The organism is Stenotrophomonas sp. (assembly GCF_032066555.1).
Classification (GTDB): domain Bacteria; phylum Pseudomonadota; class Gammaproteobacteria; order Xanthomonadales; family Xanthomonadaceae; genus Stenotrophomonas.
In genome coordinates, this window is record NZ_DAMBKV010000001.1 from 610068 (window position 1) to 636475 (window position 26408).

Sequence of the window (26408 nt, forward strand, 5' to 3'; positions counted from 1 at the left end):
GAGGGGCTAAAGCTGTCGCGGCCCCAATCCTGTAGTGCCGAGCCATGCTCGGCAGGGGCTTTACCAGCGAACAGCTGGCCTCACCCCAACCCTCTCCCGCATGCGGGAGAGGGGCTAAAGCTGTCGCGGCCCCAATCCTGTAGTGCCGAGCCATGCTCGGCAGCGGCCTTACCAATAGCGCCTCAGCCCAGCGCAGCCCGCACTCCAAGATTGATCAGCATGCCGCCAGCCAACAACCAGACGAACAACAACAAAGCCAACAACATCGGCTTGGCACCGGCCTGACGCAGCGCCGAAGCATGCGTGGTCAGGCCCAGCGCAGCCATCGCCATGGCCAGCAGCACGGTGTCCAGATCGATCAATACCTTCAGCACCCCGGCCGGCAGCAGCTGCAGCGAGTTGAAGCCGACCATGGCGATGAAGCCAAACGCGAACCACGGAATGGTGATCTTCGAGCGCTCGCCATTGCTGCTGTTCTGGCCGCGGGCCAGCAAGGCAGACAGGCCAACCAGGAACGGTGCCAACATCATCACCCGCACCATCTTGGTGATGACGGCCGCATCGGCGGCAGGTTCGCTGACCGCACGGCCAGCCGCCACTACCTGCGCGACCTCATGCACGGTGGAGCCGGTAAATACGCCGAACGCGGTCTCATCCAGCGGCATCCAGCCCGCCGACACGCCCCACTGGTACAGCAGCGGGTACAGGAACATCGCGATCGTGCCGAACACCACCACCGTGGCCACGGCAACGGCGACCTGTTCGGCGCGGCCCTTGATCACCGGTTCGGCTGCCATTACCGCGGCAGCACCACAGATCGAACTGCCAGCGCCGATCAGCAGGGCCGAGTTGCGGTCCATGCCCAGCAGCCTGGTGCCCAGCCACCAGGCGAGGCCGAAGGTGGAACACAGCACCAGCGCATCGATCGCCACGCCGGCAACGCCAACCTGGCCGATATCCTGCAGGGTAAGACGCAGGCCGTAAAGAATGATGCCGGCACGCAGCAAGGTCGCCTTGGAGAAAACAACGCCTGCATCGGCGCGCGTCGCCAGGCTGCGGTAAACCGTGTTACCCAGCACGATGCCGATGACGATGGCCAGGGTCAGCGCGCTGATGCCGTGGTTCTGCATCCACGGCAAGGTGCCCAGCCAGATTGACAGGCCGGCGACGGCGGCCGTCAGCAACAGGCCGGGGAGGCGGGAAAGGGGCATCGAGGTCAGCCCTTGGGTCGAGGTGTTCATAACATTGGGTTATTAGAAGATAGCCCATGCTGCCCCCCTGGTTATTACCTGTAAAACGGATAATATTGGTTGAATCAACCTATTTGTGAGATAGGTCATGCATCTATCGCTGCGTCAGCTGCAGATCTTTTCCGGCATTGCCGAAGCCGGTACCACTACGGCGGCAGGTGAGTTGCTGGGCTTGTCGCAATCAGCGGTCAGTGCTGCCCTGGTCGAACTGGAGAACCTGCTCGGGCTGGCCTTGTTTGACCGGATAGGCCGTCGACTGGTGCTTAACGGCCACGGCCGGGCTCTGCTGCCGCAAGCGCGCGCCTTGCTGGCGGGTATGACCGATATCGAGCGGCGGTTCCGTGCCGACAGCCAGACCGGTGCCGCGGTGCGTTGGCAGGTCGGCGCCAGTACCACCATCGGCAACTACCTGATGCCGGCACGTATCGCTGACCTGCAAGCCTCCAATCCACACGCCCATGTCGAGCTGGTGATCGGCAATACCCGCGAGGTCACGACTGCCGTGCAGCGGCTGGAGGTGGATGTCGGCTTGATTGAGGGGCCCAGCCACGAGCCGGGGCTGGAAGTGGCGCACTGGCAGCAGGATGAACTGGTGGTGGTGTTTGGCGAACGCCATCCGCTGGCGACGCAGTTCAGCAAGGGAGCGGACCTGGCGATGTTGCGGCAAGCGCGCTGGCTGTTGCGCGAACCCGGTTCAGGCACGCGCGAGGCGGCCGAGCAAGCCTTGTTGCCGCATCTCCATGGCTTCGCGGAAGTGCTGCAGTTGGGCGGCACCGAAGCGATCAAGCAGGGGGCGGTCGCCGGGTTGGGTCTGGCCTGCCTGTCACGGCATGCGGTGGCTGACCTGGTGACGCTGGGCAAGCTGCAGGTGTTGGCGACGCCCTTGCCGCCTTTGCAGCGTCAGCTATGGGCCGTGCGCCATCCCGGCAAACGCATCCCGGCCAGCCTGCGCCAGTTGCTGGGCCTGCCGGCGGACGTGTTTAGCGACGATTGAGCGCGGTCGACCGCCAGAGCCCGTACAATACGCCCATGCCTTTGATTACCTTGCAGAACGTCGACTACAGCGTCGGCGGCCCGTTGTTGCTGGAAAAAGCCGAACTGTCGATCGAGACTGGCGAGCGCATCGCCCTGATCGGCCGCAACGGCGCCGGCAAATCCACTCTCATGAAGCTGATGGCTGGCGAGCTCAAGCCCGATGACGGCGAGGTGCGCGTGCAGCAGGGCGTGCGCGTCACCCGGCTCGAGCAGGAAGTGCCGCACGGCGCTGCCGGCAGCGTGTTCGACGTGGTCGCCGATGGCCTCGGCGAGCTTGGCCACTGGTTGGCCGAGTTCCACCGCCTGAGCCACGCCGAGGTCTTCGATGGCGAGGCCATGGGCAATGTGCAGGCCAAGATCGACGCCGCCGATGGCTGGGGTCTGGACCAGCGCGTCGAGGAAACCCTGACCAAGCTCGACCTGGATGGCGACGCTGAGTTCGGCCGTCTGTCCGGCGGCATGAAGCGCCGCGTGCTGCTTGCGCGTGCGCTGGTCGCCGGCCCCGACGTACTGCTGCTGGATGAACCAACCAACCATCTGGACATCGAAGCCATCGATTGGCTGGAAACCTTCCTCAAGGGCTGGAACGGCTGCGTGGTGTTCGTCACCCATGACCGTCGCTTCCTGCGCGCCCTGGCCACCCGCATCGTCGAGATCGATCGCGGCCAGGTGACCAGCTGGCCGGGCGACTGGGACAACTACGAGCGCCGCCGCGAAGAGCGCCTCAATGCACAGGCGGCCGAGAACGCCCGCTTCGACAAGTTGCTGGCGCAGGAAGAAGTCTGGATCCGGCAGGGCATCAAGGCCCGCCGCACCCGCGACGAAGGCCGCGTGCGTCGGCTCAAGGCGATGCGCAACGAGCGCAGCCAGCGCCGCGAACTCAGTGGCAACGTCAAGCTGGAAGCCGCCGGTGCCGAGAACTCTGGCAAGAAGGTCATCGACATCAAGAACATCTCCTTCGCGTTCGGTGAGCGGGTGATGGTCAAGGATTTCGAAACCACCATCCTGCGTGGTGATCGCATTGGTTTGATCGGCCCCAATGGCAGCGGCAAGACCACCTTGCTGAAGCTGCTGCTTGGGGACCTGCAGCCTGATACCGGCGAAGTGCGGCAGGGCACCAATCTGCAGATTGCCTACTTCGACCAGTACCGTGCCACCCTGCGCGAGGACTGGAGCGCGATCGAGAACGTGGCCGAAGGCGCGGACTTCATCGACCTCAACGGCAAGCGCAAGCACGTGCATGCCTACCTGCAGGACTTCCTGTTCACCCCGGAACGCGCGCGCGCGCCGATTACCCGCCTGTCGGGCGGTGAGCGCAACCGCCTGCTGCTGGCCAAGTTGTTCGCGCAGCCGTCCAACCTGCTGGTGATGGACGAACCGACCAACGACCTGGACGTGGAAACTCTGGAGCTGCTGGAAGAGCTGCTGGCCGACTACACCGGCACGCTGCTGCTGGTCAGCCATGACCGTGACTTCCTCGACAACGTGGTCACCTCCACCCTTGTGCTGGAAGGCGAGGGCAAGGTGGGCGATTACGTGGGTGGTTACAGCGACTCGCTGCGCCAGCGCCCGGCACCGACCCAGACCGCGATGGCGGTGGCCAAGGCGTCGGCGACCGCGGCACCTGCACCCGCCGCGGCAGCGGTGGCTGCAGCACCTGCCGCGGTGCCCAAGCGCAAGCTCAGTTTCAAGGATGCACGCGAGCTGGAGCAGCTCCCGGCCAAGATCGAACAACTGGAACTGGATGTCGAAGGCCTGACCTCGGCGATGAACGACCCTTCGTTCTATACGCGCAGCAGTGCCGAGGTCACCGCGCATACCCAGCAGCTGGGCAAGGTGCAGGCCGAGTTGGATGCTGCCTACGCGCGTTGGCAGGAACTGGATGCCTGAGGCGGCTCTGGCGGCCTGCTTCACCTGCCGTCCTCGCGTAGGACGGCAGGATGGTGTCCCAGGATGCTGCGAGGTGATGATGAAACGGCCGTTCGACGTCGCACGTATTGATCATGTGGTGTTCCGGGTCGGCGACCTGGAGCGTAGCGTTGCGTTCTATTCGGCGGTGCTGGGCTGCGAGGTGGTGCGACGACGTGACCATCTCGGCCTGGTGCATCTGCGTGCAGGTGTGTCGATGATCGACCTGATCAGTCTGGATGGCGCGCTGGGTGCGCGCGGCGGCAGTGGCCCGGGGCCGGAAGCGCGCAACGTTGATCACCTGTGTTTGCGGATAGCGCCTTTCGATGAAGCGGAATTGGTTGCGTATCTGTCCGAGCACGGTGCAATGCCGTTGGCGGCAGCCGAGGTGAATTTCGGTGCTGAAGGTGACGGGTTGTCGTTGTACTTCAAGGACCCGGACGGCAACACCATCGAGCTGAAGGGGCCTGTTTCGGCGGACTTGGGCTGATGCTCTGTTCCCTCCCTTGCATCGCAGGTGCAGGGGAAGGTTGGGGAGGGTCGGGGAGGGGGGTCTTGCAGGTTTTGCGGCTTACAGCTGCCGCGCCGATGGATTGCCGGGACGGCTTTTGCCGAGCATGGCTTGGCACTACAACCCCTGCGCCGAAGGCGTGGGGGGAGGGGGGAGGGGGGTTCTCGCTGTACCCCTGCAGTCGCGCAATTGGCGAAGATCAAAAGCACCCCTCCCAACCCTCCCCTTCGCTGCGCGAAAGGGAGGGCTCAGCTGCTCGGCCGAAAGGAGGACTTTCGCTCCCCCCTTGCACCGCAGGTGCAGGGGAGGGCTGGGTAGGGGTGCTCTTGGCCATGAACCCAGCACTTGCTGCCCAACCGTGCTCCGCGCATGCTCATGCCATTCAACAAGAGCAGCAGCCATGTCCCGCAGACCCACTACGCTCTTGCTGCTCGCAACAGCCTTCGCCTTGCCCGCATACGCTGAAGTCAAAGACGCCACAGCTGCAGGCTTCACCGTCGAAAACAGCGTCCTGATCGCAGCCGAACCCACGCGCGTATGGCAGGCGATGACGGCCGATATCGATCGGTGGTGGCCTAAAGACCACAGCTGGTGGGGCAAGGCTGCCAAGCTGTCCATCGACGCCCGTGCCGGTGGCTGCTTCTGCGAAATCGCGGGCGCACAGCAGGCACAGCATCTGCAGGTCGTGTTCGTCGATCCGCAGAAAACCCTGCGCATGACCGGCGGACTTGGACCAATGCAGGGCATGGGCCTGCACGGCGTCGCCGAGTGGACCTTGCAGGCAGAAGGCCCGTCTACCCGGGTGACGTGGCGCTACCGGGCTGGTGGCTATAGCCCAGACGACCTCGGCGCCTTGGCACCGGTGGTGGACAAAGTCCAGGCACAGCAATTGGACGGCCTGGCACGCTGGCTGCAGGCCGCCCGCTGAGGATCATTCTTCCTCGTCGGCAGGCGCTTCTTCGCCACCGCCCGGCAGCTCCAGGAAGGCCCAGAACGCCACCCTGTCCTCGGCCCAACTGGCCGAGGCTTCGGATAGCAACTCCAGCAAGGTATCAAAGTCGGCTGGGCTGCCCTGGCGCAGGTCGTTGGCGTCACTGAACAGCAAGGCATAGCCGTTGGCTGGCAGCCAGGACAAGTCGCGCAATCCATCGGACAGCGCATCCCAGTTACGACTCCAGCCGGTTGGAAAATCGAGCTGCGTGCCGAGCCGCATCAACAGGGTGCGCTTGTCGGTGCAGCCTTCCAGGTCGATGCGGCATACGCGCAGCCCGGCATCGCGGGCTACCGCCGCCAAGCCGCCAAGGTCACCGTCGCCTACACCGTAGACGCCGGCCTGGCTGACGTCTTCCAGTCCCATGTCGAAACCGCTGTCACTCATGGCGTACTCCTGGCGGGGACTTCAAAGCTGCGGAAGCTTTCGTAGTGATCGTCGGTGTAATACCAGGCATCCGGCGGCTCGCCACCGGTCACGATGCGCCTGGCGCCACGGTGATTCAGTCCCGGTGTGTCCACGGTGTATTCGCGGTAATAGCCGCGCGGCCGCTGCGGCAGCTGGCGCTCGCGGTTGCCGAAGGTGCTGCCATCCTGGCGATGCGGGTAGGGTCCGCCGCGCTGGATCAGGGCAATGGTCTGGCGTGCTTCGGGCGGCAGGAACGCTGGGAGCGGGTCGCGCGGCGTTGCCGCGCGGGATTGCGCTTCTGCAGCGGCCTGCGAATTGCCGCCGGCGCCGGGGTCCATACCCAAGGAAGGCGCGAACTGCGGCGGCGGTGGCTGCTGCGCGACGCGCATGCCCCACAGGCCTGCAACCAGAAGGACTATGGCTATAACCAGAAGGTAGGGCTTGCGCATCAGGGCGAGCAATCAGCAAAGGAAAGGAGAACGATTATCACGCCGTCAGCCGGAGTTTGTTGAACGGGCGATTCATGCGCTGTCCGCGCGTGTTGGTTCACAGGGCGATAACAATGGCAGCGCATTACCTTGAAATGCAGTCGATCCCGACGGCGGGACAAAGTTTCCTTTACATCGGTCTTGGTAAGTTGGGCATTCCTGCCTACCATTCACTGCTGTATCTGCATCGCCCGGGTTTTCCGGGCACAGACCCCAGGCATATACCCAAGGAGATTTGTGATGGCCTATACCCTGCCCAAGCTGCCTTACGCTTACGACGCGCTGGAACCGTACATGGATGCGGCCACGGTCGAGATCCATTACTCCAAGCACCACCAGACCTACGTCAACAACCTCAACGCGCTGGTCGAAGGCACCGAGTACGCCGACCTGCCGATCGACGAGCTGCTGCGCAAGGTCAAGACCCTGCCGGAGAACCTGCAGCAGGGCGTGCGCAACCAGGGTGGTGGCCATGGCAACCATTCGCTGTTCTGGGACGTGATCGGCCCGAACGCCGGTGGCACCCCGGGCGGCGCCTTGGCCAAGGCCATCGATGAGCAGCTGGGTGGCTTCGACAAGTTCAAGGAGGCCTTCACCAAGGCTGCGCTGACCCAGTTCGGTTCCGGCTGGGCATGGCTGAGCGTCACCGCCGACAAGAAGCTGCTGGTGGAGAAGAGCTCCAACCAGGAAAGCCCGCTGATGGAAGGTCGCACCCCGGTGCTGACCATCGACGTGTGGGAGCATGCGTACTACCTGAAGTTCCAGAACCGTCGCGCCGAGTTCATCGAAACCTTCTACAGCCTGATCAACTGGAAGGAAGTCGAGCGCCGCTACCAGGAAGCCATTGCCTGAGTGCAATGAAATGCAGCGGCGGCCCCAACGGCCACCGCTGACGCAAAGGCCGGGCATTGCCCGGCCTTTGTTGTTTCAGGGCTGTCCGGCGGCGCGCAGGCTGCTTCCTTGTGGGAGCGGCGTGAGCCGCGAAGCAGATAGATCGTCAGATGGCACGCATGCTTGCAGCTTCGGCAAACCCAGCCTCGTGGCTTATGCCGCTACTGCAGGCGAGCGCGGTGCTACTTCAAGGCTGGTCGACGGCAGCGGCCTCTGGAATCCGGGTCATGCGCAGCGTCGCCATCATGCCCAGCGGCTCAGGCGGGGATTGCGCATCGCTGGCAGGCAACTGAATCGCCTGCTGGGTGATGTCGGCGAAGCTGCGCACCTGGTACAGCACATCCATGCCGTGCTGGGCGTCGGCGGACAGGCGAGCGTCGCCGTGGCGGGTGGAGGGGTTCCTGCGCGCTGGCTGGTAGCCCGGCAGCTGCCGCACCAGTTCTTCGGTGGGGGCGGCAAAGTCGCCGATGATCAGTGACGGCAGGCCATCTGCGGTGGCATCCATCCATGAGCGCAGATCGGCCGCCTGGTGGCCCCGTGAGACCGCGCTGTTGTCACGCGGACACATGCTGGCGGCATAGATGTTCAGTTGTGCCTGTTGCAGTTGCAGGCGTTGCATGCCGGCGGCGGTAGGTGCGCTGTCGCCATGCAGCAGGGTGATGCCATCCTGTTGCGCGCTGAGGCGCGTCAGCACCGCATTGCCGCGGCGTATCGGCTGGCTGGGGCGGTCCGCGCTGATGAAATCGCAGCTGTACTTGAGGCGGCTGCCCAGCCAGCAGGCGGGGTTGGGGGTGTTGGCCAGTTGGCGCACGTCCTGGACCACGATCACGTCCGGGCGCAGGGTTTCCATCAAGGTGGCGATCCTGTCGCGCTGGCTGGTCCAGGTCTCGCCGCTATCGGGCAGGCGCAGGTTGGCGACCTTGATGACCGGCACCACCGGCTCGGCCATGACAGCAAATGACAGGACCAGCAGTCCAAAACAGCCCCAGCGCAGCATTGCAACGCCTCAAGATGAGGGACTGTCATCGTAATGCTTTCCGCGTAGAAGGGGCGTGCAGGCTTATCCGATAAGGTTTTGCCGTTGCAGGCGATAGGCGTTTTACCGGTGCGAACCGGTCTGGCGGGCGGCATGATGCGTTACGCTTGCAACCTTTGTATCCACGGATCGCCCGCAGATGACGACCAGCCACGTAGCAGCCACACCCGCGCCCAAGGGGCGGATGCCTCGCCAAATCCCCTACATCATCGGCAACGAGGGCTGCGAACGGTTCAGCTTCTACGGGATGCGCAACATCCTGGTGCAGTTCCTGATCACCTCGACCCTGCTGCAGCACATCCTGGATTCGGGTGAACGGGCACTGGCGGCCAAGGACCTGATGCACACCTTCATGATCGGTGTGTACTTCTTCCCGTTGCTGGGTGGCTGGATCGCGGATCGTTTCTTCGGCAAGTACAACACCATTCTGTGGTTCAGCCTGGTTTACTGCCTGGGGCATGCCTTCCTCGCGGTGTTTGAAGACAACCGCATGGGTTTCTTTGCCGGCCTTGGGCTGATCGCCTTTGGTGCCGGTGGCATCAAGCCACTGGTCGCGTCCTTTGTTGGCGACCAGTTCGACCAGAGCAACAAGCACCTGGCGAAGAAGGTCTTCGATGCCTTCTACTGGATCATCAATTTCGGCTCCTTGTTCGCATCGCTCACGATGCCGCTGTTGTTGGCCAGTTATGGCCCGTCGGTGGCGTTCGGTATCCCGGGGCTGCTGATGTTCATCGCCACGTTCGTGTTCTGGCTGGGTCGCAAGAAGTACGTGCTGGTCAAGCCGGACATGGCCGATGACCCGCACTCCTTCAGCAAGGTCATCCGCACCGCGCTGTTCGCGCACAAGGCAGGCAAGGGCCGGCCGGGCCTGCTGCTGGCCGGGCTCGGCCTGGTGGCGGCGGTGGTCTCGCTGGCCATGACCCCGGTGCTGGGCTTCGTGATCGCCGCCTGTATCGCACTGGTGGTGGTGATCGCCTTCATCGGCGGCGGTGCTTGGCTGCAGCTGGACCGCGCCCGTGGCATTCACCCGGACGCCGCCGTCGACGGCGTGCGCAGCGTGCTGCGGGTGCTGGTGATTTTTGCCCTGGTCACCCCGTTCCACTCGTTGTTCGACCAGAAAGCGTCCACCTGGGTCATCCAGGGCGCGGAAATGACCAAGCCGGCCTGGTTCCAGGCGGGGCAGATGCAGGCCTTGAACCCGGCGCTGGTGATGATCCTGATCCCGTTCAACAACCTTGTGCTGTACCCGATGCTGGCACGGATGGGCTGGGAGCCGACCGCATTGCGGCGGATGACCGCAGGTATCGCGTTCAGTGGCCTGGCCTGGATCGTCATTGGCGGCATCCAGGTGGTCATGGATGGGGGTGAGCCTATGTCCATCGTCTGGCAGGTGCTGCCCTATGCGCTGCTGACCCTCGGCGAGGTGCTTGTCTCGGCCACTGGTCTTGAGTTTGCCTACAGCCAGGCGCCGCAGTCGATGAAGGGCGTGGTGATGAGTTTCTGGAACCTGACCACCACCATCGGCAACCTATGGGTGCTGCTGGCCAATTTCGCGGTGCGCAACGATGCGGTGAACGGCAGCATCGCCACCACCGGTCTGAGCGTCACTGCATTCCAGATGTTCTTCTTCGCCGGCTTCGCGCTGTTGGCGGCGTTGGCTTTCGGCTGGTATGCACGGCGGTATAAAGTCGTCGACAACTACCGGGCGGTTTGACCATGCAAGGACCGATAACCCTGATCCTGATCGCCATCACCGCACTGGTGTCGTGGATGGCGTTCAACAACCGCAAGCTGGCGGACCGGCTGATCCTGTGGCCGCCAGCAATCGACAAGCATCGGCAGTACGACCGGCTGGTGACCTATGGGTTCATCCATGCTGATTTCGGGCACCTGCTGTTCAACATGGTCACCCTGTATTTCTTCGGCCGCTCGATCGAGGTCATCATGCTCGGCATCACCGGGCAATGGTGGGTCTATCCCTTGTTCTACCTGGCGGCGCTGGTGGTATCGATCCTGCCGACCTACCTGAAGAACCAGAAGAACCCGAACTACCTGAGCCTGGGCGCCTCAGGCGCGGTATCGGCGGTGCTGTTCGCCTACATCCTGATTGCGCCGTGGAAACTGATCCTGGTGATGTTCATCCCGGCCCCGGCCATCGTCTATGCCGCGTTCTACGTCGGCTACAGCATCTGGATGGACAAGAAGGGCGGGGACAACGTCAATCACAGCGCACACCTTGCTGGTGCCGCGTTCGGCGTGATGTTCATGCTGTTCATGGAGCCGGAGCTGCTGCAGCACTTCCTGCAGAGCCTGATGAATCCTACTTTCAGCTTCTGACCGCCGCCGGATGGGGCGGCGACGGGCTTGCCCGTCCAGGCAGGGGCCGCGCCAATTGTGTCGTCGCGGCCCCGCCTCCTTCCCGGCTGCGGCGTGGGCTGCGCGCCAGCTGCAGGAATGGGCTCAGGCGGCGTAGCTGTCAAGGAAGCGCGAATAGACTTCGCTGTCGATCTTCTTGAATTCCCAGCCCTGGGTGTCGCCGGCAACGGTCAGTTGGAACAGACCTTCCAGCAGGGTGGCGTCATGGTCGTTGGAAGGAATCTGCATCGTGTGGTCGTTGTCGAACATGGCGCACCTCGCTTGCTGTCTGTTTTGCCAATAGACACAGCAAAACCCGTGCCAGCTTTTGAGACGCAGTCCATGGTTTGATTGGGCTGGCGCCGGCGGCGCGGATGTCGGAAAGTGACGCAATACGGCGCTTGTGATTGGCCCGGCACGTCATCACGGCGTTTTCACCGAATTCGTAGGCTTGTGCAGGAGGATCCATGACGTTGAATACACCAGCGGTAACCGGCATCGAGCACGATGCTGCCGCCCACCGGTTCCAGACCGTGGTCGATGGTCAGCGCGCGGTTCTGGACTATCAGCTGGATGCAGGGGTCATGGTCATCACCCACACCGGGGTGCCGCAGGCCATTGGTGGACGCGGCATCGCCGCGCAGTTGACCCGCTACGCGTTGGATCATGCACGGGCCGCTGGCTGGAAGGTGGTGCCGGCCTGCACCTACGCTGCGACCTTCATGCAACGCCATGGCGAATATGCCGACCTGCTGGGATAATTTGCCGGCATGGCCAAGCCTGATCGGGCGGCCGCACATACTTCCAAGGGATGAAAGGGCATGAACAGGTTGGTACGGGGATCGTCTGCCGCAGCGGTGTTGCTGCTGGCATTGGCCGGTTGCAAGCAGGATGAGCAAGGTGCGCCCGTCGCACCGGCCGCGGAACCGGTGCAGGCACCGGTTGCGGTCGCACCTGCGGCAGCTGATCTGCGCGATGTGATTGAGAACACCCCAAGCTATGTCATCGGTATCAGCTACCCGCCGGCGGCCGCCAAGTACCCGGGCCTGGCCAATGCGCTGAGCGATTATGCTGGCCACGCCAAGGCCGACCTGTTGAAGTCGGTGGCCGAGCTGGGCAACGACAAGCCGACCGCGCCGTACGAGCTCTCGCTTGCCTTCGACATGCTGGTGGAAACGCCGGCAGTGGTGGCCGTGTCGGCCGATGGCAGCAGCTATACCGGTGGCGCCCATGGCCAGCCGCTGGTGGCGCGTTTCGTGTGGCTGCCCGAGCAGCAGCAGCTGCTGAAGGCGGAAGATCTCATCAGCTCGGCCAAGGGCTGGCAGGCGATCAGCGACTTCACCGAGGACAAGCTGCTGGAACAAGCGACCGTACGCGCGCAGGGTGAAGACCTGTCGCCTGAGGAACAGCAGGCCCAGGTTCGCAACCTGTCCAAGATGATCGATGAGGGCACTGCGGCCGATGCCACGAACTTTGGCCAGTTCCAGCCGGTGATGGATGCGGCGGGCAAGATCTCGGCCCTGCGTTTCGTGTTCCCGCCATACCAGGTGGGGCCGTACTCGGATGGCACGCAGACCGTGGATGTGCCGGCTGCGGTGTTGTTGCCGCACGTTGCGGCGGACTACCAGGGGTTGTTCGCGCGCCCCTGAAACATGGGAGGTCAGTGATGGATGCGGGGCTGCAACGACGTGTGGAAGCACTGCTGCAGGAGGCCGATATCCGCCCCGGCGGTGATCGGCCGCAGGACCTGGACATCCTCGACCCGCGCTTCTACGCGCGGGTGCTGGCCGACGGCTCGCTCGGTCTGGGCGAGAGTTACATGGAGGGCTGGTGGCAGGCGCATTCGCTGGATGGCCTGCTCACCCATCTGCTCGACGCACGCCTGGACGAGCGCGTGCATGGCGGTGGCGAGGTCTGGGATGCACTCAAGGCCAAGCTGTTCAACCTGCAGAGCGGGCAGGGCAGCTACGAGGTCGGCAAGCGCCACTATGACCTTGGCAACGATCTTTACCGGGCCATGCTCGGCAAGCGCCTGGTCTACAGCTGTGGTTACTGGCGCGACGCCGGCAATCTGGACGACGCGCAGGAAGCCAAGCTGGACCTGATCTGCCGCAAGCTGGGCCTGCAGCCTGGCATGCGTGTGCTCGATATCGGTTGCGGCTGGGGCGAGGCGCTGAAATTCGCCGCCGAGCGCTACGGCGTGCAGGGGGTGGGGGTGACCATCTCGCAGGAGCAGGCGGAGTTCGCGCGCGAACTGTGCGCCGGGCTGCCGGTCGAGATCCGCCTGCAGGACTACCGCGAGCTGCATGAACCGTTCGACGCCATTCTGTCGGTGGGCATGTTCGAGCATGTCGGGGTCAAGAACTACCGCACCTACTTCGAGGTGGCCCGGCGCTGCCTGGCCGAACAGGGCCTGTTCCTGCTGCACAGCATCGGCACCAATATCAGCCGCGATCGCACCGACCCGTGGATCGCAAAGTACATCTTCCCCAACTCCATGCTGCCGTCGGCTGCGCAGATCACCCATGCGATGGAAGGGCTGTTCGTGCTGGAGGACTGGCACAACTTCGGTACCGACTACGACCGCACCCTGCGGGCATGGCGCGAGAACGTGGAGGCGGCATGGGATCAGCTGGATGCACGCTATGACGAGCGCTTCCGGCGCATGTGGCGCTTCTACCTGGCGGGCTCCATGGCCACCTTCCGCACCCGCCACTCGCAGCTGTGGCAACTGGTGCTGTCACCGCGCGGGGTGCGTGGCGGCTATGTGGCGCCACGCTGAACGTAGAACGCTGTAACCCCGAAACTGTTTTATAAGTTTATATTACACATGTGTATTATCTGCCTCATCCTTGGATGAGCCGGATAGGCCATGAGCAGCTTCGACGCGACAGAAACCCGGATTGATGCCACCTGCGCCCGCTGGCCGGGATTCCCGCGCGAGCCCGCGGTGCTGGTGCGCCTGGTCAAAGGGATCTACAAGACGGTCCATGACCGTGCCAATGCGGTGTTGCGCGAGTTCGAGCTCAGCCACGCCGAGTACAACATCCTGATGATGTTGTACGGCACGCCGGATCATCCGCTGACCCCGTCGGAGTTGGCTGAAGCGGCAACCGAGAAGTCGGCCAACATCACCCGGCTGACCGACCAACTGTGCAACAAGGGCCTGTTGGAGCGCATTCCGGACGCCCATGACCGGCGCAAGCTGGGCCTGCACCTGACCGCGAATGGCCTGGCCTGCATCCAGCGGCTGCTGCCCAAGATGGCGGAGCTGTTGGTCATGCAGGTGCAGGGCCTGGATGGGCAAGAGCAGCACCAGCTTGAGCGGCTTCTCAAGAAGATGCTCGATGGCATCGAGGCGAACTGAGTCCAGCATGCCCGCCATCCCATCATCGGTGAGCACGCCGACAGCCACGCCCTGGTACGCGGGAGTGCGGGTCTTTCTGAAAGGCGAGGCCGATACCTGGCTGTTCGTGCTGCGTACCACCGTGGCCTTCTTCCTGACCGGCTGGCTGGCGATGCGCCTGCAGCTGCCGCAACCGGGCACGGCGATGATGACCACGGTCATCGTCATGCACCGGCAGAGCGGCATGGTGCTGGCCAAGGCCTTCTATCGCGTGCTGGGCACCTTGGTGGGAGCGGCGGCGGCGTTGTTGATCGTGGCGCTGTTCCCGCAACAGCGCGAACCCTTCCTGATACTGATGGGGTTGTGGATTGCCGGCTGCACCGCAGGGGCCACCCTGCATCGCAACTTCAAGTCCTATGCCTTCGTGCTGGCCGGCTACACCGCCGCGATCATCGCCTTGCCGGTGATCGCTACCCAGCCGGGGCAGGTATTCGACTCGGCGGTCGCGCGTATCAGTGAGGTGCTGCTGGGGCTGCTGGTCACCGCGGTGATCAGCGACACGATCTTCCCGGTGCGGCTGCGCGATACCCTGCGCACGGCGGTCAGCGGCCAATATGAGAACTTCCTCGGCTTCATGCGCGGCGCGTTGCTGGGCGAGATGCCGCGTGAGCAGATGGAGCAGGCCCACCTGCGCGTAGTGCGCGATGCGGTGACGCTGGAAGACCTGCGCAGCTCGGTGATCTTCGAAGACCCGGACGCGCGGGCGCGCAGCGCCCACCTGCAGCGCTTCAACCAGCGCTTCATGGCGGCTTCGACCAGCTTCCAGTCGCTGCACCACCTGATCAATCGCCTGCTGCGCCAGCCTGCGCCCGCGGCAGGGCAGGCACTGCAGCAGCTGTACCAGCCCCTGGGCCTGGCCCTGCAGGGCAGTGAGCAGGACCCGGCGCAGTTGGCTGAGCGCATCCATGAGGTACGCCGGCAGCTCGCGTCGCGCGCGGCTGGGCTGCGCGGCGGTTTGCAGGGGGCGGCGCAGATCGAGGATTTCGATGTCGGTACGCAGCTGCTGCGCCGTTTCGTGAAGGAGCTGGAGCAGTACGTGCATGCGCGGCGGCAGCTGACCGCACAGGTGGCGCCTACCGAGGACGACGCGCGTGCGCACTTCGTCCGCGGCAATGACTACCTTGGTGCGGCCGTGGCATTTGCCCGTACCGCGATCACCATGTTGTTGCTGGGCGCGCTGTGGGCGGCCAGCGGCTGGGCCATGGCGATCAACGTGATGCTGCTGGCAACGATCTTCTCCGGGCTGTTCGCAACCGTGCCCAATGCCGCGCGGATGACCGGCAAGGTGGGCTGGGGCTATCTGGTCGGCTTGCTGGCAGCCTATGTCTGCAACTTCACCGTGTTGACGCGGATGGAGGGCTATACGCTGCTGGTCGCCGGTCTGCTGCCGTTCTTCCTGGTGGGGCCCTATATGGTCAGCCGGCCGAAGCTGTCGGTGTTCGGGCTGGGTTACACCATGGGCCTGGTCAACATCCTGGCCATTACCAGCGTGCATAGTTTCGACCCGACGCGATTCTTCAACGAAGGCACCTCGCACATGATCGCGATGGGTGCGGCGGTACTGAGCTTCGCGCTGATGCCGCCGCTGGTAGGCACGGCCTGGTTGCGCCGGCGGCAGATGGCCGGCCTGCGTGCGCAGGTGGGTTTGGCGGCGCAGGCACCGCTGCGTGGCCTGCAGCACCGTTTTGAAAGCAGCAATAGCGACCTGCTGCATCAGATCGTGGCGCATACCGCGCCGGGCAGCGAGGAATCACGTGAGCAGCTGGCCTGGGCATTGGCGGTCAACGAGACCGGCCGTGCGCTGATCCACCTGCGCCAGGATGTTGCCCACGAACCGGTATCGACAACGCTGCATCAGGGTGTGGACGCGGTGGTGCGGGCGTTGTCGGACTTCTTCGCACTGCCCGACAGGGCTGCCTGGCTGCGCGCCGATGCAGCGCTGGCGGCCGCCATCGACGTTGCCCGCGCCCAGGCCGGGGAGGGTGGCGTGGCCGCACGCGTGCTGCTGCACCTGCGGCTGGTGCGGCTGGCGATGGTGGACGACCGCTCGGTGATGGCGGCCTACAACACGGCCGCGGATTCAACCCTGGAGACCGATCCCCATGCCCATTGAAATCGCCTTCGCGGGAACCCTGTTTCCCGGCCTGCTGTTGTTGTTCCTGTTGGTTTGCGTGCTGTTGTGGGCGCTGGACGCGGTCGCCGGCCGGCGTGGCTGGTACCGCCATGTCTGGCATCCGGCCTTGTTCCGTACCGCGATCTTCATCTGTCTGTTTGGTGGCTTCGGCCTGCTGCTGTTCTGAGAACTCTCCATGACCCCCAAAGTCCAATCCCTGCTTCGTTTCTCCCTCACCGCGGTGGTGGTGGTGATTGCTGCTCTGGTCGCGATGGCGATGTGGCGCCACTACATGTATTCCCCCTGGACCCGCGAGGGCCGCCTGCGCGCGGAGGTGGTGCGGGTAGCGCCGGATGTGTCCGGCCCGGTGAGCGCGGTGGCAGTGCGTGACAACCAGTTGGTGAAGCGCGGCGATGTGCTCTACCGGATCGATCCGGCGCGTTATCGGAACGCGTTGAATCAGGCCCGCGGCAATCTGGCGGCGGCGCAGGCCTCGGCGCGTGCGGCGGGCGCCAGCATCCAGGTGGCAGCGGCCGGTGCCGCACAGCAGAGCGTGAACGCCAGTCGTTACGAGCTGCAATACGAGCGCCGCCAGCGCATCACCGGCAGCCTGATTTCGGAAGAAGCGCGCACCGATGCACTCAGCGCCGCGCAGGCCGCACGGGCCGGCGTTGCCCAGGCACAGGCCAGCCGCCAGCAGGCCAGCGCCGCGCAGCAGCAGGCATTGGCCGCAGTTGAGCAGGCGCAGGCGGCACTGGATACGGCCGAATTGAACCTGGAGCGCACCGAAGTGCGTGCGCCGGTAGATGGCTATGTGACCAACCTGGAAGTGCGGCAGGGTGATTACGCTACTGCCGGTGCGGCCAAGTTGGCGGTGATCGACACCGACTCGTTCTGGGTCTACGGTTATTTTGAAGAAACCAAGCTTGCCCAGCTGCATGTGGGCGATGGCACGCGCGTGCAGCTGATGAGCGGGCAGGAACTGCATGGGCATATCGAGAGCATCTCGCACGGTATTACCGATGCGGACAGCCCGACCGGCAGTGATCTGCTGGCCAATGTGAACCCGACCTACAACTGGGTACGGCTGGCGCAACGCATTCCGGTGCGGATCAAGCTGGATGCTGGCGCGGTTGCAAAGGGGGTGGTGCTGGCCAATGGCATGACTGCGACGGTGATTGTGGAGCAGGGGCGGTAAGGCAGGGTCGGGTTTGTTCGCTGCTGGCTGTATGAAGTTCGAAGTGGAGCGCCCGAGGCTCGGAGCTAAAAGCTAAAAGCTAAAAGCTAAAAGCTAAAAGCTAAAAGCTAAAAGCTAAAAGCCCCCTCATCCGCCCTCCGGGCACCTTCTCCCCCTCGCGGGAGAAGGGAATGCAGGCTGCTGCTTGAGCTGAGAGTTGCCGCGCAATGCTGAGTACCGGCAATACGTCAGAGCCTCGTAGCGCCGACGCGCTCCCTTCTCCCGCGAGCGGGAGAAGGTGCCCGAAGGGCGGATGAGGGCCGCTCTTGATCTGCCTGCACCACGCAAAAGAAAACGCCCGGCAAAGCCGGGCGTTTTCATTCCATCAAGACCAGTAACTGCTTACTTGGTAGCAGCACCGGTGGTCAGGCCGCGCTTCTCCAGCAAGGGCTCGATCTGCGGCTCGTGGCCGGCGAAGTTGCGGAACAGCTCCATCGCATCCACGCTGCCGCCCTTGGACAGCAGGGTCTTGCGGAAATGGTCGCCGTTGGCACGCGACAGCCCGCCATGCTCGCGGAACCACTTCTGGGTGTTGGCGTCCAGCACCTCGGACCAGATGTAAGCGTAGTAGCCCGCCGAGTAGCCGCCCATGATGTGGCTGAAGTACGGGGTCTTGTAGCGCGGCGGAACCGGCGCGTAATAGATGCCGTCCTTGACCAGCGCTTCATGCTCGAACTTCATCACGTCCTTCGGTGCCGGGATCTGGCCAACACCGATCTGGTGCCAGCTCTGGTCCAGCATCGCCGCACCAAGGTATTCGGTGGTGGCAAAGCCCTGGTTGAACTTGGACGCGGCAATCACCTTGTCCAGCAGCGCCTGCGGCATCGCCGAGCCGTTCTGGTAGTGCTTGGCGTAGTTGGCCAGGATGGTCGGCTCGTCGGACCACATCTCGTTCACCTGCGAGGGGAACTCGACGAAGTCACGCGGCACTGCGGTGCCGGCGAAGTAGGGGTACTTCACGTCCGAGAACATGCCGTGCAGGGCATGGCCGAACTCGTGGAAGGTGGTGGTTACTTCGTCCCAGGTCAGCAGGGTCGGCTTGCCGGCCGGCGGCTTGGGAATGTTGAGGTGGTTGGCCACCACCGGCTTGTCACCGGTCAGGCCCGACTGCGACACATAGGCGTTCATCCACGCACCGCCACGCTTGGACTCACGTGCATACGGGTCGAAGATGAAGATCGCCAGCTGGCTGCCATCGGCGTCGAACACGTCATAGACGGTGACGTCGTCGTGGTAGACCGGCAGGTCGGTGCGCTGCTTGAAGCTCAGGCCGAATTCCTTGCCGGCGGCAAAGAACACGCCGTTCTCCAGCACGTTCTTCAGCTCGAAGTACGGCTTGAGCTGCGACTCGTCGAAGTTGTACTTGGCCTGGCGCACCTTCTCGCTGTAGAAGGCCCAGTCCCACGGCTGCAGTTCAAACGTCGGCTTGCCGGCGGCCTTCTGCTCGCTGTCGATCATCGCCTGCAGGTCGGCAGCTTCGCGCTTGGCATTGGTGACCGCAGCCGGGGCCAGCTGGCCGAGCATGGCGTTGACCGCTTCCGGGGTCTTGGCGGTCTGGTTGCCCAGCGAGTAGCTGGCGAAGTTCGGGAAGCCCATCAGCGCGGCCTTCTCGGCGCGCAGGGTCATGATGCGTGAGACCAGGGCAGTGTTGTCGTACTCGCCACCCTTGCTGCCGCGCGACACCGAGGCTTCGTAGATCTTCTGGCGCAGCTCGCGGTTGGTCAGGTTGGTCAGCGGTGGCTGGCCGGTGGTGTTGAGCAGGGCGATGACATACTTGCCGTCCAGCTTGCGGGCCTTGGCGGCCTCGGCGGCGGCGGCGATCTGCTCATCGGACAGGCCGTCGAGCTGCTTGACGTCGTCCACTACGATATAGGACGCGTTGACCTCGGCCAGCACGTTCTGGCTGAACTTGGTGCCCAGGTTGGCCAGCTCGGCGTTCATCGCCTTGAGCTTGGCCTTGTCGGCGTCGGACAGCTTGGCGCCGGCGCGGACGAAATTGTCGTAGTACTTCTCGACCAGGCGCAGGCCTTCAGCGTCCAGGCCCAGCTTGGCGCGGTCGTTGTACAGGGTCTCGATACGCGAGAACAGCTTGCCATTGAGGTTGATGGCATCGCCATGCGCGGCAAATTTGGCCGAGTAGTCGGCCTGCAGCTTCTTGCGCGCGTCATTGGTGTCGGCGCCGATCAGCGAGAAGAACACGGTGGTGGCGCGGTCCAGCACGGCACCGCTGTTTTCCAGCGCGATCAGGGTGTTTTCAAAGGTCGGTGCGGCCGGGTTGTTGGCGATCGCCTCCACTTCCTGCAGCTGCTGCGCCATGCCAGCGTCGAAAGCCGGGGCAAAATCGGCGTCCTTGATCTTGTCGAACTGCGGGTAGTGCAGCGGCAGCGGGCTTTCGGCGAAGAACGGGTTGGCCTGTTGCGCAGACTGGGTGGTCGCAGTGGTTGCGGCCTGGCTGTAGGCCGGCAGGGCAAGACCCAGGGTCGCGGCAAGGGCGAGGGCGAGACGGGTGTTCAAGGCGGAAACTCCGGTAAAAAGACTGATTCTTTCAGGGTACCTGCAGGCGCGCCTGTACGGGTGTGTCGAATGGCATGGTTGCGCTGAAAGGCCACATTTTGCATGCCGTTCGTGCCGTGATGTCGTAGGCTGGCCGTTCTGTCAGGAGCCGTGCCATGCCCAACGCCTTTGATTTCGAGTTGACCGCACTGGATGGCCGTCCGCTGCCGCTGGCCGCCTTTGATGGCAAGGTGCTGCTGATAGTGAATACCGCGTCCAAGTGCGGCTTCACCCCGCAGTACGAAGGGCTGGAGCAGCTATGGCAGGAGCTGGGCCCGCAAGGGTTGGTGGTGTTGGGCTGTCCCTGCGACCAGTTCGGCCATCAGGAGCCGGGCGATGCCGCCGCCATCCAGGATTTCTGCAGCATCAACTACGGCGTCAGCTTCCCGCTGTCGGCCAAGCTCAAGGTCAATGGCGTCGACGCCGACCCGCTATGGCAGTGGTTGCAGCGGCAGAAGCGCGGCGCGTTGGGCATCGCCGCGATCAAATGGAACTTCAGCAAGTTCCTGATCGGACGCAATGGGCAGGTGATCGCCCGCTACGCGCCCACTGCGCGCCCGGATGCGCTTGAAGCGGATATCCGGGCGGCGCTGGGCTGAGCCCGGAGTCCTCAGGCAGCGGCTAGACCGGATCGGTCGCCGCTTCGTCCAGCAGGTCCTTCTGTTGCAGCTGCACCTTGGTCGGGTCGCCGTGTTCGGCCATGGCCCGTTGCAGGGCACGGCGGGTGGCAGCGGTGACCAGCGATTGCAGGTCGCGGCCAGAGCTGCCTTCGGTGGCGGCTGCCAGGGTGCCCAGCACCTCGTCCACGGCAAAATCCAGCGGCTTGCCGGCCAGCTGCAGGCGCAGGATGGCGGCGCGCGCGTCGATGTCGGGCAGGCCGATCTGGATCTTGCGCTCCAACCGCGACAGCAGGGCACTGTCGATGGCTTCGAGGTGGTTGCTGGCGGCAAGCAGGAATACCTGGCCTTGTTTGGTGCTGATGCCGTCCAGTTCCTGCAGCAGCTGGGCGACGATCTCGGCGTTCAACTTGTCGGAATTGCCGCTGCCGCGCGGTGGCGCAATGGTGTCGATCTCATCGAGGAACAGGATGCACGGTGCCTGCGCCCGGGCTTTCTCGAACAGCTGCTTGACCCGCGCGCCACCGTCGCCGAGGAACTGGCCCTTGACCTCCGCCGATGAGGCGGCGATGAAGGACAGCCCGGACTGGCTGGCCAGTACGCGCGCGATCTGGGTCTTGCCGGTGCCGGGGGGGCCATACAGCAGGATGCCGCGTGGCACCGGGATGTTCATCCGCGCCAGTTCTTCGGCATGCAGCAGTTCCTTACCGAGGCTTTCGAACTCGGCGCGGGTGCTCGCCGGCACGATCACATCGTCCCAGCCCAGGGCCTGCACCGAGGTCGAGCTCTTGCCGCGCAGGCGGGCGATGGCGGTGCTGAAGTCGGTCGCAGCCGGGCGCCCGGCCGGATGGGTGGCCACCACACTGGTGACCAGGGTGGACAGGTCGCGGCCGGACATGCCGGCAGTCTCGCGCACCAGTGCTTCGGTCACCGGCAAGGAAAGCTGGGCCTTGCCGAACTCGGCCAGCAGGATGCGCTCGCGTGCTTCGGCATTGGGTGCGGCCAGTTCGATGGAAACGGTGAAGCGGGACAGCACCGCATCATCGATCAGTTCCTGACGATTGGTGGCACCGATTACCAGCACGTTGCCGCTGCCCTGATTGAAACCGTCCCATTCGGCAATGAAGGTTTGTACCAGTTCATTGCCGAAGTTGTCGGTGTCGCGGCTGCCGCGGCGGGCGAAGGCGCTTTCGCATTCGTCCACGAACAGGATGGTCGGGCCCTTGCTGCGTGCGTTCTCCCAGATCTTCTTGACCTTGGGGCCGGTGTGGCCGATGTGTTCGCCCTTGAGGTCGGCGATGGTCACCGCAACGAAATTGCAGTCCACGTGTTCGGCCAGCTTGCGCGCGATCAGGGTCTTGCCGGTGCCGGGCGGGCCCCACAGCAACATGCCCTTGGGCAGTGGTGGGGTACCGGCGGCAAAACGGTCCACCAGCTTGATCACCTGTTCCAGGGTCTGCTCCGGGATGGCGACGTCCTTCCAGTTGGCTTCCAGCTTGTCCAGCGAGGCTAGCCGGGTCAGCAGGGACTTCTGCAGTTGCAGCTCACGCTCGTAGGGTGCGCTCAATGCCTGCAGTTCGACGATGGGCTGCGCCAGTGGCGCCAACATTGGCGCCAGCTCGGCGGCCAATGGCGTCCAGGTCCCGGAATGCTCATCCACCTCGGCGCGGACGCGCACAAAACCGCCAGGATGGCCATTGAGCGGCAGGCGGATGAAGAAGTCCGGATCCTTGTCGGTGGCGATATCGGTGTTCATGCCGACCATCACCGCATTGGAGTTGTCGTGTTTGTCGCCGAGCTGCCAGTTGTTGCCGAGTTTCTCCACCGAGGGCGCGGGCGCGCGGACCACAGGATAGGGATGGCTGCGGCTGTCGTCCTGCTTCCTGCCAAATGCGTGCAACTGCAACTGGCGCTTGCTCAGTGCATCGATGGAGGCCAGCCCGGCTGCAGCGTTGCGCTTGGACAGACGGTAACGGCCCAGCCAGACCAGCCCTGCATAGAGGATCACGGCCGGTGGAATGTAGACGAACAACAGGAACAGCAGGCTGACGGGAAAGGGCAGTGTGTACGATAGTTGGCCGCAGAAGCTCCGAACCGGCCCATACAGCACCAGGCTGCCGAGCAGCAGCAACCAGGTGATGTTGCGGACCCCGCCGGTGCCCAGGCTCGCGCGCAGACTCAGGGCAGCGCCCCAGGTGCCTTTGCGGCCTTTTTGCAAGGTATTGCGGCGCGCCTGCGCCAGCCCCTCTTCGAAAACCGGGCGCATGGATTGTGCTGCCTGGCAGGCGGCGGGATAGGCAGCGCCCATCGCCTGCTTGGCGGTCTCGGCGCGTTGCCGGCATTGCGCCAACTCGTCGAGCAAGACGTTGCGCTGATTGTCGATGAAGCTGTTGCGGGAACTACTTGAAACCATGAATCCTTTCCCCTGAACTGAAAACGGCCGGATCAGTGTGATCCGGCCGTTACGCTACGGCATCATTGTCCGGGTTCATAGCCGCCAATGGTCGGTAAAAACCCTACAAGCATTACTTCTCGACGAAGGCGCGCTCGAACACGTAATGACCCGGGGTGCCGATGCGTGCGGAGACCTCAAAGCCACGCGCGTCGAGCACGCTGCGCAGGTCCGCCAGCATCTGCGGGCTGCCGCAGATCATGAAGCGATCGTTGGCGGGATCCAGCGGCGGCAGGCCGAGTGCTTCCTGCATCTGCCCACTCTCCATCAGCGAGGTCAGGCGTCCCTGGTTGGGGAAGGGTTCGCGGGTGACGGCCGGGTAGTACAGCAGCTTGTCGCGGACGATGTCGCCGAGGATTTCGTCGTTCGGCAGTTCCTGTTCGAAATACGCGCGGTAAGCCAGGTCCTTCGCAAAACGCACGCCGTGGCAGACGATGACCTTCTCGAAGCGCTCGTAGGTTTCCGGGTCCTTGACCACGCTCAGCCACGGCGCCAGGCCGGTGCCGGTGCCCAGCAGGTAGAGATGCTTGCCGGGATGCAGATCGCTGATCAGCAGGGTGCCGGTGGGCTTCTTGCCGACCAGCACCTTGTCGCCGGGCTTGAGGTGCTGCAGGCGCGAGGTCAGCGCACCTTCCTGCACCTTGATGCTGAAGAAGTGCAACTGCTCTTCCCAGTTGGCGCTGGCGATGGAATAGGCACGCATGACGGGGCGGGCGCCTTCGTTTTCCAGCCCGATCATCACGAACTGGCCATTCTCGAAGCGGAAGCCGCTGTCGCGGGTGGTGGAGAAGCTGAAGTAGGCGTCCGTCCAGTGACGGACCTCAAGCACCGTTTCGGCGCCAAAAGCGGAAGACATGCCGTGATTCGTAAATTGGAGACCTTCCTATTCTAGCCGATTTCCTTTAAATAGGAATGAATCTCATTTGAAGGGTTCAATTGTAGTGCCGAGCCATGCTCGGCAGGGACTCTACCGGTAAAGCCTCTGCCGAGCATGGCTCGGCGCTGCGCTCCCTCCCTTTGGCCGCAGGCCAAGGGAAGGGCTGGGGAGGGGTGCTTTTCGCTGGGAAAGCCCCCTGCCGAGCATGGCTCGGCACTACGCACGCTCCCTTTGGCCGCAGGCCGAGGAGAGGGCTGGGGAGGGGTGCTTTTCGCTGGGAAAGCCCTCTGCCGAGCATGGCTCGGCACTACGCTCCCTCCCTTTGGCCGCAGGCCAAGGGGAGGGCTGGGGAGGGGTGCTTTTCACTGGGAAACCCCCAGCCGAGCAGGGCTCGGCACTACGGTCAGCGGTATCCGGCGGCCTGCAGTTCAAACAACTCGGCATAGCGGCCGCCTTCGATCATCAGCTCTTCGTGGGTACCGCTGGCTTCGATGCGACCGTCGGCCAGCACCAGGATGCGATCAGCCATGCGCACCGATGAAAAACGATGCGAGATCAGCACCGCGGTGCGGTTGTCCGAGAGTTCCTTGAAACGCTGGAATACCTCGAACTCGGCGCGTGCATCCAGGGCTGCGGTCGGTTCGTCGAGGATCATCACCTGCGCATCGCGCATATAGGCGCGGGCAATGGCGATCTTCTGCCACTGGCCGCCGGACAGGTCCACGCCGGTCTTGAAGCGGCGGCCGATCAATTGGTCGTAGCCCGCGGGCAGCGCGTCGATCACCTCATCGGCCAGCGCGCGCCGCGCGGCATTGCGGATGCGCTCCTTGTCGTTCATGGCCTCGACCAGACCGACGCCGATGTTCTCGCCGGCAGACAGGTGGTAGCGCACGAAATCCTGGAAGATCACCCCCATATTGGCGCGCAGGTCATCCAGGTCATAGTCGCGCAGGTCGCGGCCGTCGAGCAGGATGCGGCCTTCGTCCGGGTCATACAGGCGTGCCAGCAGCTTGACCAGAGTGGTCTTGCCGGCGCCGTTTTCGCCGACCAGCGCAATGACTTCGCCAGCCTGCAGATGGAAGCTGAGGTTGCGTACCGCCCAGCGCTCGGCATCCGGGTAGCGGAAGCCAACATTCTCGAACACGAAGCCTTCGCGGATCGGGCGCGGTATCGCAACAGCATCCGGGCGCGAGCGGATCTCCGGTTCGATGGCATAGAACGAGAACAGGTCATCCAGGTACAGCGCCTGCCCTGCGACCTGCGAGAAGCCGGTTAGCAGGCCTTCCAGCAGTTGCCGCAGGCGCAGGAAACTACCCGACAGGAAGGTCAGGTCGCCGATGCTGAAGTCACCGCGGATGGTGCGCCAGGCGATGTATCCATACGCAGCGTAGTAACCAAGTGTGCCCAGGGCGGCCAGCAGCGTGCCCCAGATCGCGCGCTTGCGCGCGAGCGCGCGGTTGGCCTTGTAGAAGCGTTCGGCCAACAGCTTGTAGCGGTCGATCAGGAAACGGTTGAGGTTGAATATCTTCACCTCCTTGGCCGTTTCCACGCTGGCGCCGACCTGGCGCAGGTAGTCGAGCTGGCGGCGTTCCGGGGTCCAGCTGAAGTTGAGCGAGTAACCCAGGGTGTTGAAGTGCGATTCGCCGATGAAAGCCGGGATCAGGGCAATCGCGAGCAATACGATCAACCACGGTGCGTAGACGATCAGGCCGGCGGCAAAGCTGATGACGGTGATGGTGTCCTGCACCTGGCCGAACAGTTGGCTCATCAGGCTCATGCGGCCCATGGTCTGGCGGCGTGCACGGTCCAGCTTGTCCTGCAGGTCGGGGTCTTCGAAGTCTTCCAGATCGAGCTCGGCGGCGTGTTCCATCAGACGCACGCTGGTGGCATTGGTGAACAGCTCGGAGAGCAGCGAATCGGCGTAGCTGATCAGTCGACCAAGCAGGTCCGAGCCGATCGCGATGGCCAACTCCAACAACAGCAGCTCAAGCAGAGTGTTGAGATGGCCGCTGGAGAACGCCTCTGCCAGCGGTGGCATCGGGCCGGCACCGGCCAGGCGCACGGCTTCATCGATGATCAGCTTGCCCACGTACAGCATCGCGACCGGCATCAACGCACGGACCAGACGCAGGCCGAGGCTGGCGAGTGTCAGCCAGCGGCTGGTCTGCCAAACCTGCCGCAGGAACGGCGGCAGGTTGCGCATCGCATCGACGCGCTCGCGGAAGCTGGGTTTCTTGGCGGGAGCGGGTTCGGGGTGGGGCATGGGGGGCTCAAGCGGCG

At 64.0% G+C, this 26408-nt stretch carries 23 protein-coding genes and 1 pseudogene; 15 read left to right on the forward strand and 9 right to left on the reverse strand.

What is annotated here, in order from left to right; genetic code table 11:
* Positions 1 to 182: 182 nt before the first annotated feature.
* Complete coding sequence (locus RT131_RS02765; protein ID WP_313170026.1) at positions 183 to 1211, reverse strand: YeiH family protein; 1029 nt, start codon at positions 1209 to 1211, stop codon at positions 183 to 185.
* Positions 1212 to 1338: 127 nt separating this feature from the next.
* On the opposite strand from RT131_RS02765, the gene RT131_RS02770 reads away from it, so the two are divergent.
* The 4 genes from RT131_RS02770 (at position 1339) to RT131_RS02785 (ending at position 5632) form a co-directional block, all read left to right on the forward strand.
* Entirely contained in the window at positions 1339 to 2244 is a 906-nt protein-coding gene (locus RT131_RS02770; RefSeq protein WP_313170028.1) for a LysR family transcriptional regulator, read from the forward strand.
* 35 nt (positions 2245 to 2279) lie between these two features.
* The gene (locus RT131_RS02775; protein ID WP_313170030.1) at positions 2280 to 4175 is read left to right on the forward strand and encodes an ATP-binding cassette domain-containing protein; all 1896 of its coding nucleotides are present in this window, start codon (positions 2280 to 2282) and stop codon (positions 4173 to 4175) included.
* 76 nt (positions 4176 to 4251) lie between these two features.
* Entirely contained in the window at positions 4252 to 4683 is a 432-nt protein-coding gene (locus tag RT131_RS02780; RefSeq protein WP_313170032.1) for a VOC family protein, read from the forward strand.
* Positions 4684 to 5104: 421 nt separating this feature from the next.
* Positions 5105 to 5632 (forward strand): SRPBCC family protein, encoded by a 528-nt coding sequence (locus tag RT131_RS02785; RefSeq protein WP_313170034.1) that lies wholly within the window; start codon positions 5105 to 5107, stop codon positions 5630 to 5632.
* A gap of 3 nt (positions 5633 to 5635) precedes the next feature.
* Here RT131_RS02785 and RT131_RS02790 read toward each other — a convergent pair whose 3' ends face one another.
* Entirely contained in the window at positions 5636 to 6082 is a 447-nt protein-coding gene (locus RT131_RS02790; protein ID WP_313170036.1) for a barstar family protein, read from the reverse strand.
* Positions 6079 to 6552 (reverse strand): ribonuclease domain-containing protein, encoded by a 474-nt coding sequence (locus RT131_RS02795; RefSeq protein ID WP_313170038.1) that lies wholly within the window; start codon positions 6550 to 6552, stop codon positions 6079 to 6081. Before RT131_RS02795 ends, RT131_RS02790 begins: the two co-directional genes overlap by 4 nt.
* Positions 6553 to 6831: 279 nt before the next feature.
* On the opposite strand from RT131_RS02795, the gene RT131_RS02800 reads away from it, so the two are divergent.
* Positions 6832 to 7443, forward strand: a complete 612-nt coding sequence (locus tag RT131_RS02800) for a superoxide dismutase (RefSeq protein WP_313170040.1) — start codon at positions 6832 to 6834, stop codon at positions 7441 to 7443.
* 226 nt (positions 7444 to 7669) lie between these two features.
* Here the strand turns inward: RT131_RS02800 and RT131_RS02805 are convergent, their stop codons facing one another.
* Positions 7670 to 8479 carry an endonuclease/exonuclease/phosphatase family protein gene (locus RT131_RS02805; protein ID WP_313170042.1) on the reverse strand — a complete coding sequence of 270 codons (810 nt, stop codon included), beginning with the start codon at positions 8477 to 8479 and terminating at the stop codon, positions 7670 to 7672.
* Positions 8480 to 8636: 157 nt separating this feature from the next.
* Here RT131_RS02805 and RT131_RS02810 point away from each other — a divergent pair.
* Positions 8637 to 10232, forward strand: a pseudogene (locus tag RT131_RS02810) (oligopeptide:H+ symporter); the annotation flags it as partial.
* A gap of 2 nt (positions 10233 to 10234) precedes the next feature.
* A complete protein-coding gene (locus tag RT131_RS02815) occupies positions 10235 to 10855 on the forward strand; it encodes a rhomboid family intramembrane serine protease (protein ID WP_313170046.1) in 621 nt (206 codons plus the stop codon).
* A gap of 123 nt (positions 10856 to 10978) precedes the next feature.
* On the opposite strand, the gene RT131_RS02820 is transcribed toward RT131_RS02815, so the two are convergent.
* Entirely contained in the window at positions 10979 to 11143 is a 165-nt protein-coding gene (locus tag RT131_RS02820) for a hypothetical protein (RefSeq protein ID WP_313170047.1), read from the reverse strand.
* 197 nt (positions 11144 to 11340) lie between these two features.
* On the opposite strand from RT131_RS02820, the gene RT131_RS02825 reads away from it, so the two are divergent.
* The 7 genes from RT131_RS02825 to RT131_RS02855 all read left to right on the forward strand — a co-directional run bounded on the left by RT131_RS02825 (position 11341) and on the right by RT131_RS02855 (position 17590).
* Positions 11341 to 11634, forward strand: a complete 294-nt coding sequence (locus RT131_RS02825; protein ID WP_313170049.1) for a GNAT family N-acetyltransferase — start codon at positions 11341 to 11343, stop codon at positions 11632 to 11634.
* A 60-nt stretch (positions 11635 to 11694) separates the two neighbouring features.
* A complete protein-coding gene (locus tag RT131_RS02830; protein ID WP_313170051.1) occupies positions 11695 to 12522 on the forward strand; it encodes a DUF4163 domain-containing protein in 828 nt (275 codons plus the stop codon).
* Between the two features lie 17 nt (positions 12523 to 12539).
* Entirely contained in the window at positions 12540 to 13655 is a 1116-nt protein-coding gene (gene cfa, locus RT131_RS02835) for a cyclopropane fatty acyl phospholipid synthase (RefSeq protein WP_313170053.1), read from the forward strand.
* Positions 13656 to 13745: 90 nt separating this feature from the next.
* The gene (locus RT131_RS02840; protein ID WP_293717323.1) at positions 13746 to 14240 is read left to right on the forward strand and encodes a MarR family transcriptional regulator; all 495 of its coding nucleotides are present in this window, start codon (positions 13746 to 13748) and stop codon (positions 14238 to 14240) included.
* A 7-nt stretch (positions 14241 to 14247) separates the two neighbouring features.
* On the forward strand, positions 14248 to 16392 hold the full coding sequence (locus RT131_RS02845; RefSeq protein ID WP_313170055.1) for an FUSC family protein: 2145 nt from the start codon (positions 14248 to 14250) through the stop codon (positions 16390 to 16392).
* Positions 16382 to 16579: a DUF1656 domain-containing protein gene (locus RT131_RS02850; protein ID WP_313170057.1), complete on the forward strand. Its 198-nt coding sequence runs from the start codon at positions 16382 to 16384 to the stop codon at positions 16577 to 16579. The genes RT131_RS02845 and RT131_RS02850 overlap by 11 nt, the downstream gene beginning before the upstream one ends.
* Before the next feature lie 9 nt (positions 16580 to 16588).
* On the forward strand, positions 16589 to 17590 hold the full coding sequence (locus tag RT131_RS02855) for an HlyD family secretion protein (RefSeq protein WP_313170059.1): 1002 nt from the start codon (positions 16589 to 16591) through the stop codon (positions 17588 to 17590).
* A 381-nt stretch (positions 17591 to 17971) separates the two neighbouring features.
* Here RT131_RS02855 and RT131_RS02860 read toward each other — a convergent pair whose 3' ends face one another.
* On the reverse strand, positions 17972 to 20143 hold the full coding sequence (locus RT131_RS02860; RefSeq protein WP_313170061.1) for a M3 family metallopeptidase: 2172 nt from the start codon (positions 20141 to 20143) through the stop codon (positions 17972 to 17974).
* A gap of 155 nt (positions 20144 to 20298) precedes the next feature.
* Here RT131_RS02860 and RT131_RS02865 point away from each other — a divergent pair, with 155 nt between their 5' ends.
* The gene (locus RT131_RS02865; RefSeq protein ID WP_313170062.1) at positions 20299 to 20781 is read left to right on the forward strand and encodes a glutathione peroxidase; all 483 of its coding nucleotides are present in this window, start codon (positions 20299 to 20301) and stop codon (positions 20779 to 20781) included.
* A gap of 22 nt (positions 20782 to 20803) precedes the next feature.
* On the opposite strand, the gene RT131_RS02870 is transcribed toward RT131_RS02865, so the two are convergent.
* The 3 genes from RT131_RS02870 to RT131_RS02880 form a co-directional block, all read right to left on the reverse strand.
* A complete protein-coding gene (locus RT131_RS02870) occupies positions 20804 to 23212 on the reverse strand; it encodes an AAA family ATPase (protein ID WP_313170064.1) in 2409 nt (802 codons plus the stop codon).
* A gap of 112 nt (positions 23213 to 23324) precedes the next feature.
* Positions 23325 to 24107 carry a ferredoxin--NADP reductase gene (locus tag RT131_RS02875; RefSeq protein ID WP_313170066.1) on the reverse strand — a complete coding sequence of 261 codons (783 nt, stop codon included), beginning with the start codon at positions 24105 to 24107 and terminating at the stop codon, positions 23325 to 23327.
* Positions 24108 to 24531: 424 nt separating this feature from the next.
* Positions 24532 to 26391, reverse strand: coding sequence for an ABC transporter ATP-binding protein (locus RT131_RS02880; protein ID WP_313170068.1), 1860 nt, complete (start codon positions 26389 to 26391; stop codon positions 24532 to 24534).
* Between the last annotated feature and the right edge of the window lie 17 nt (positions 26392 to 26408).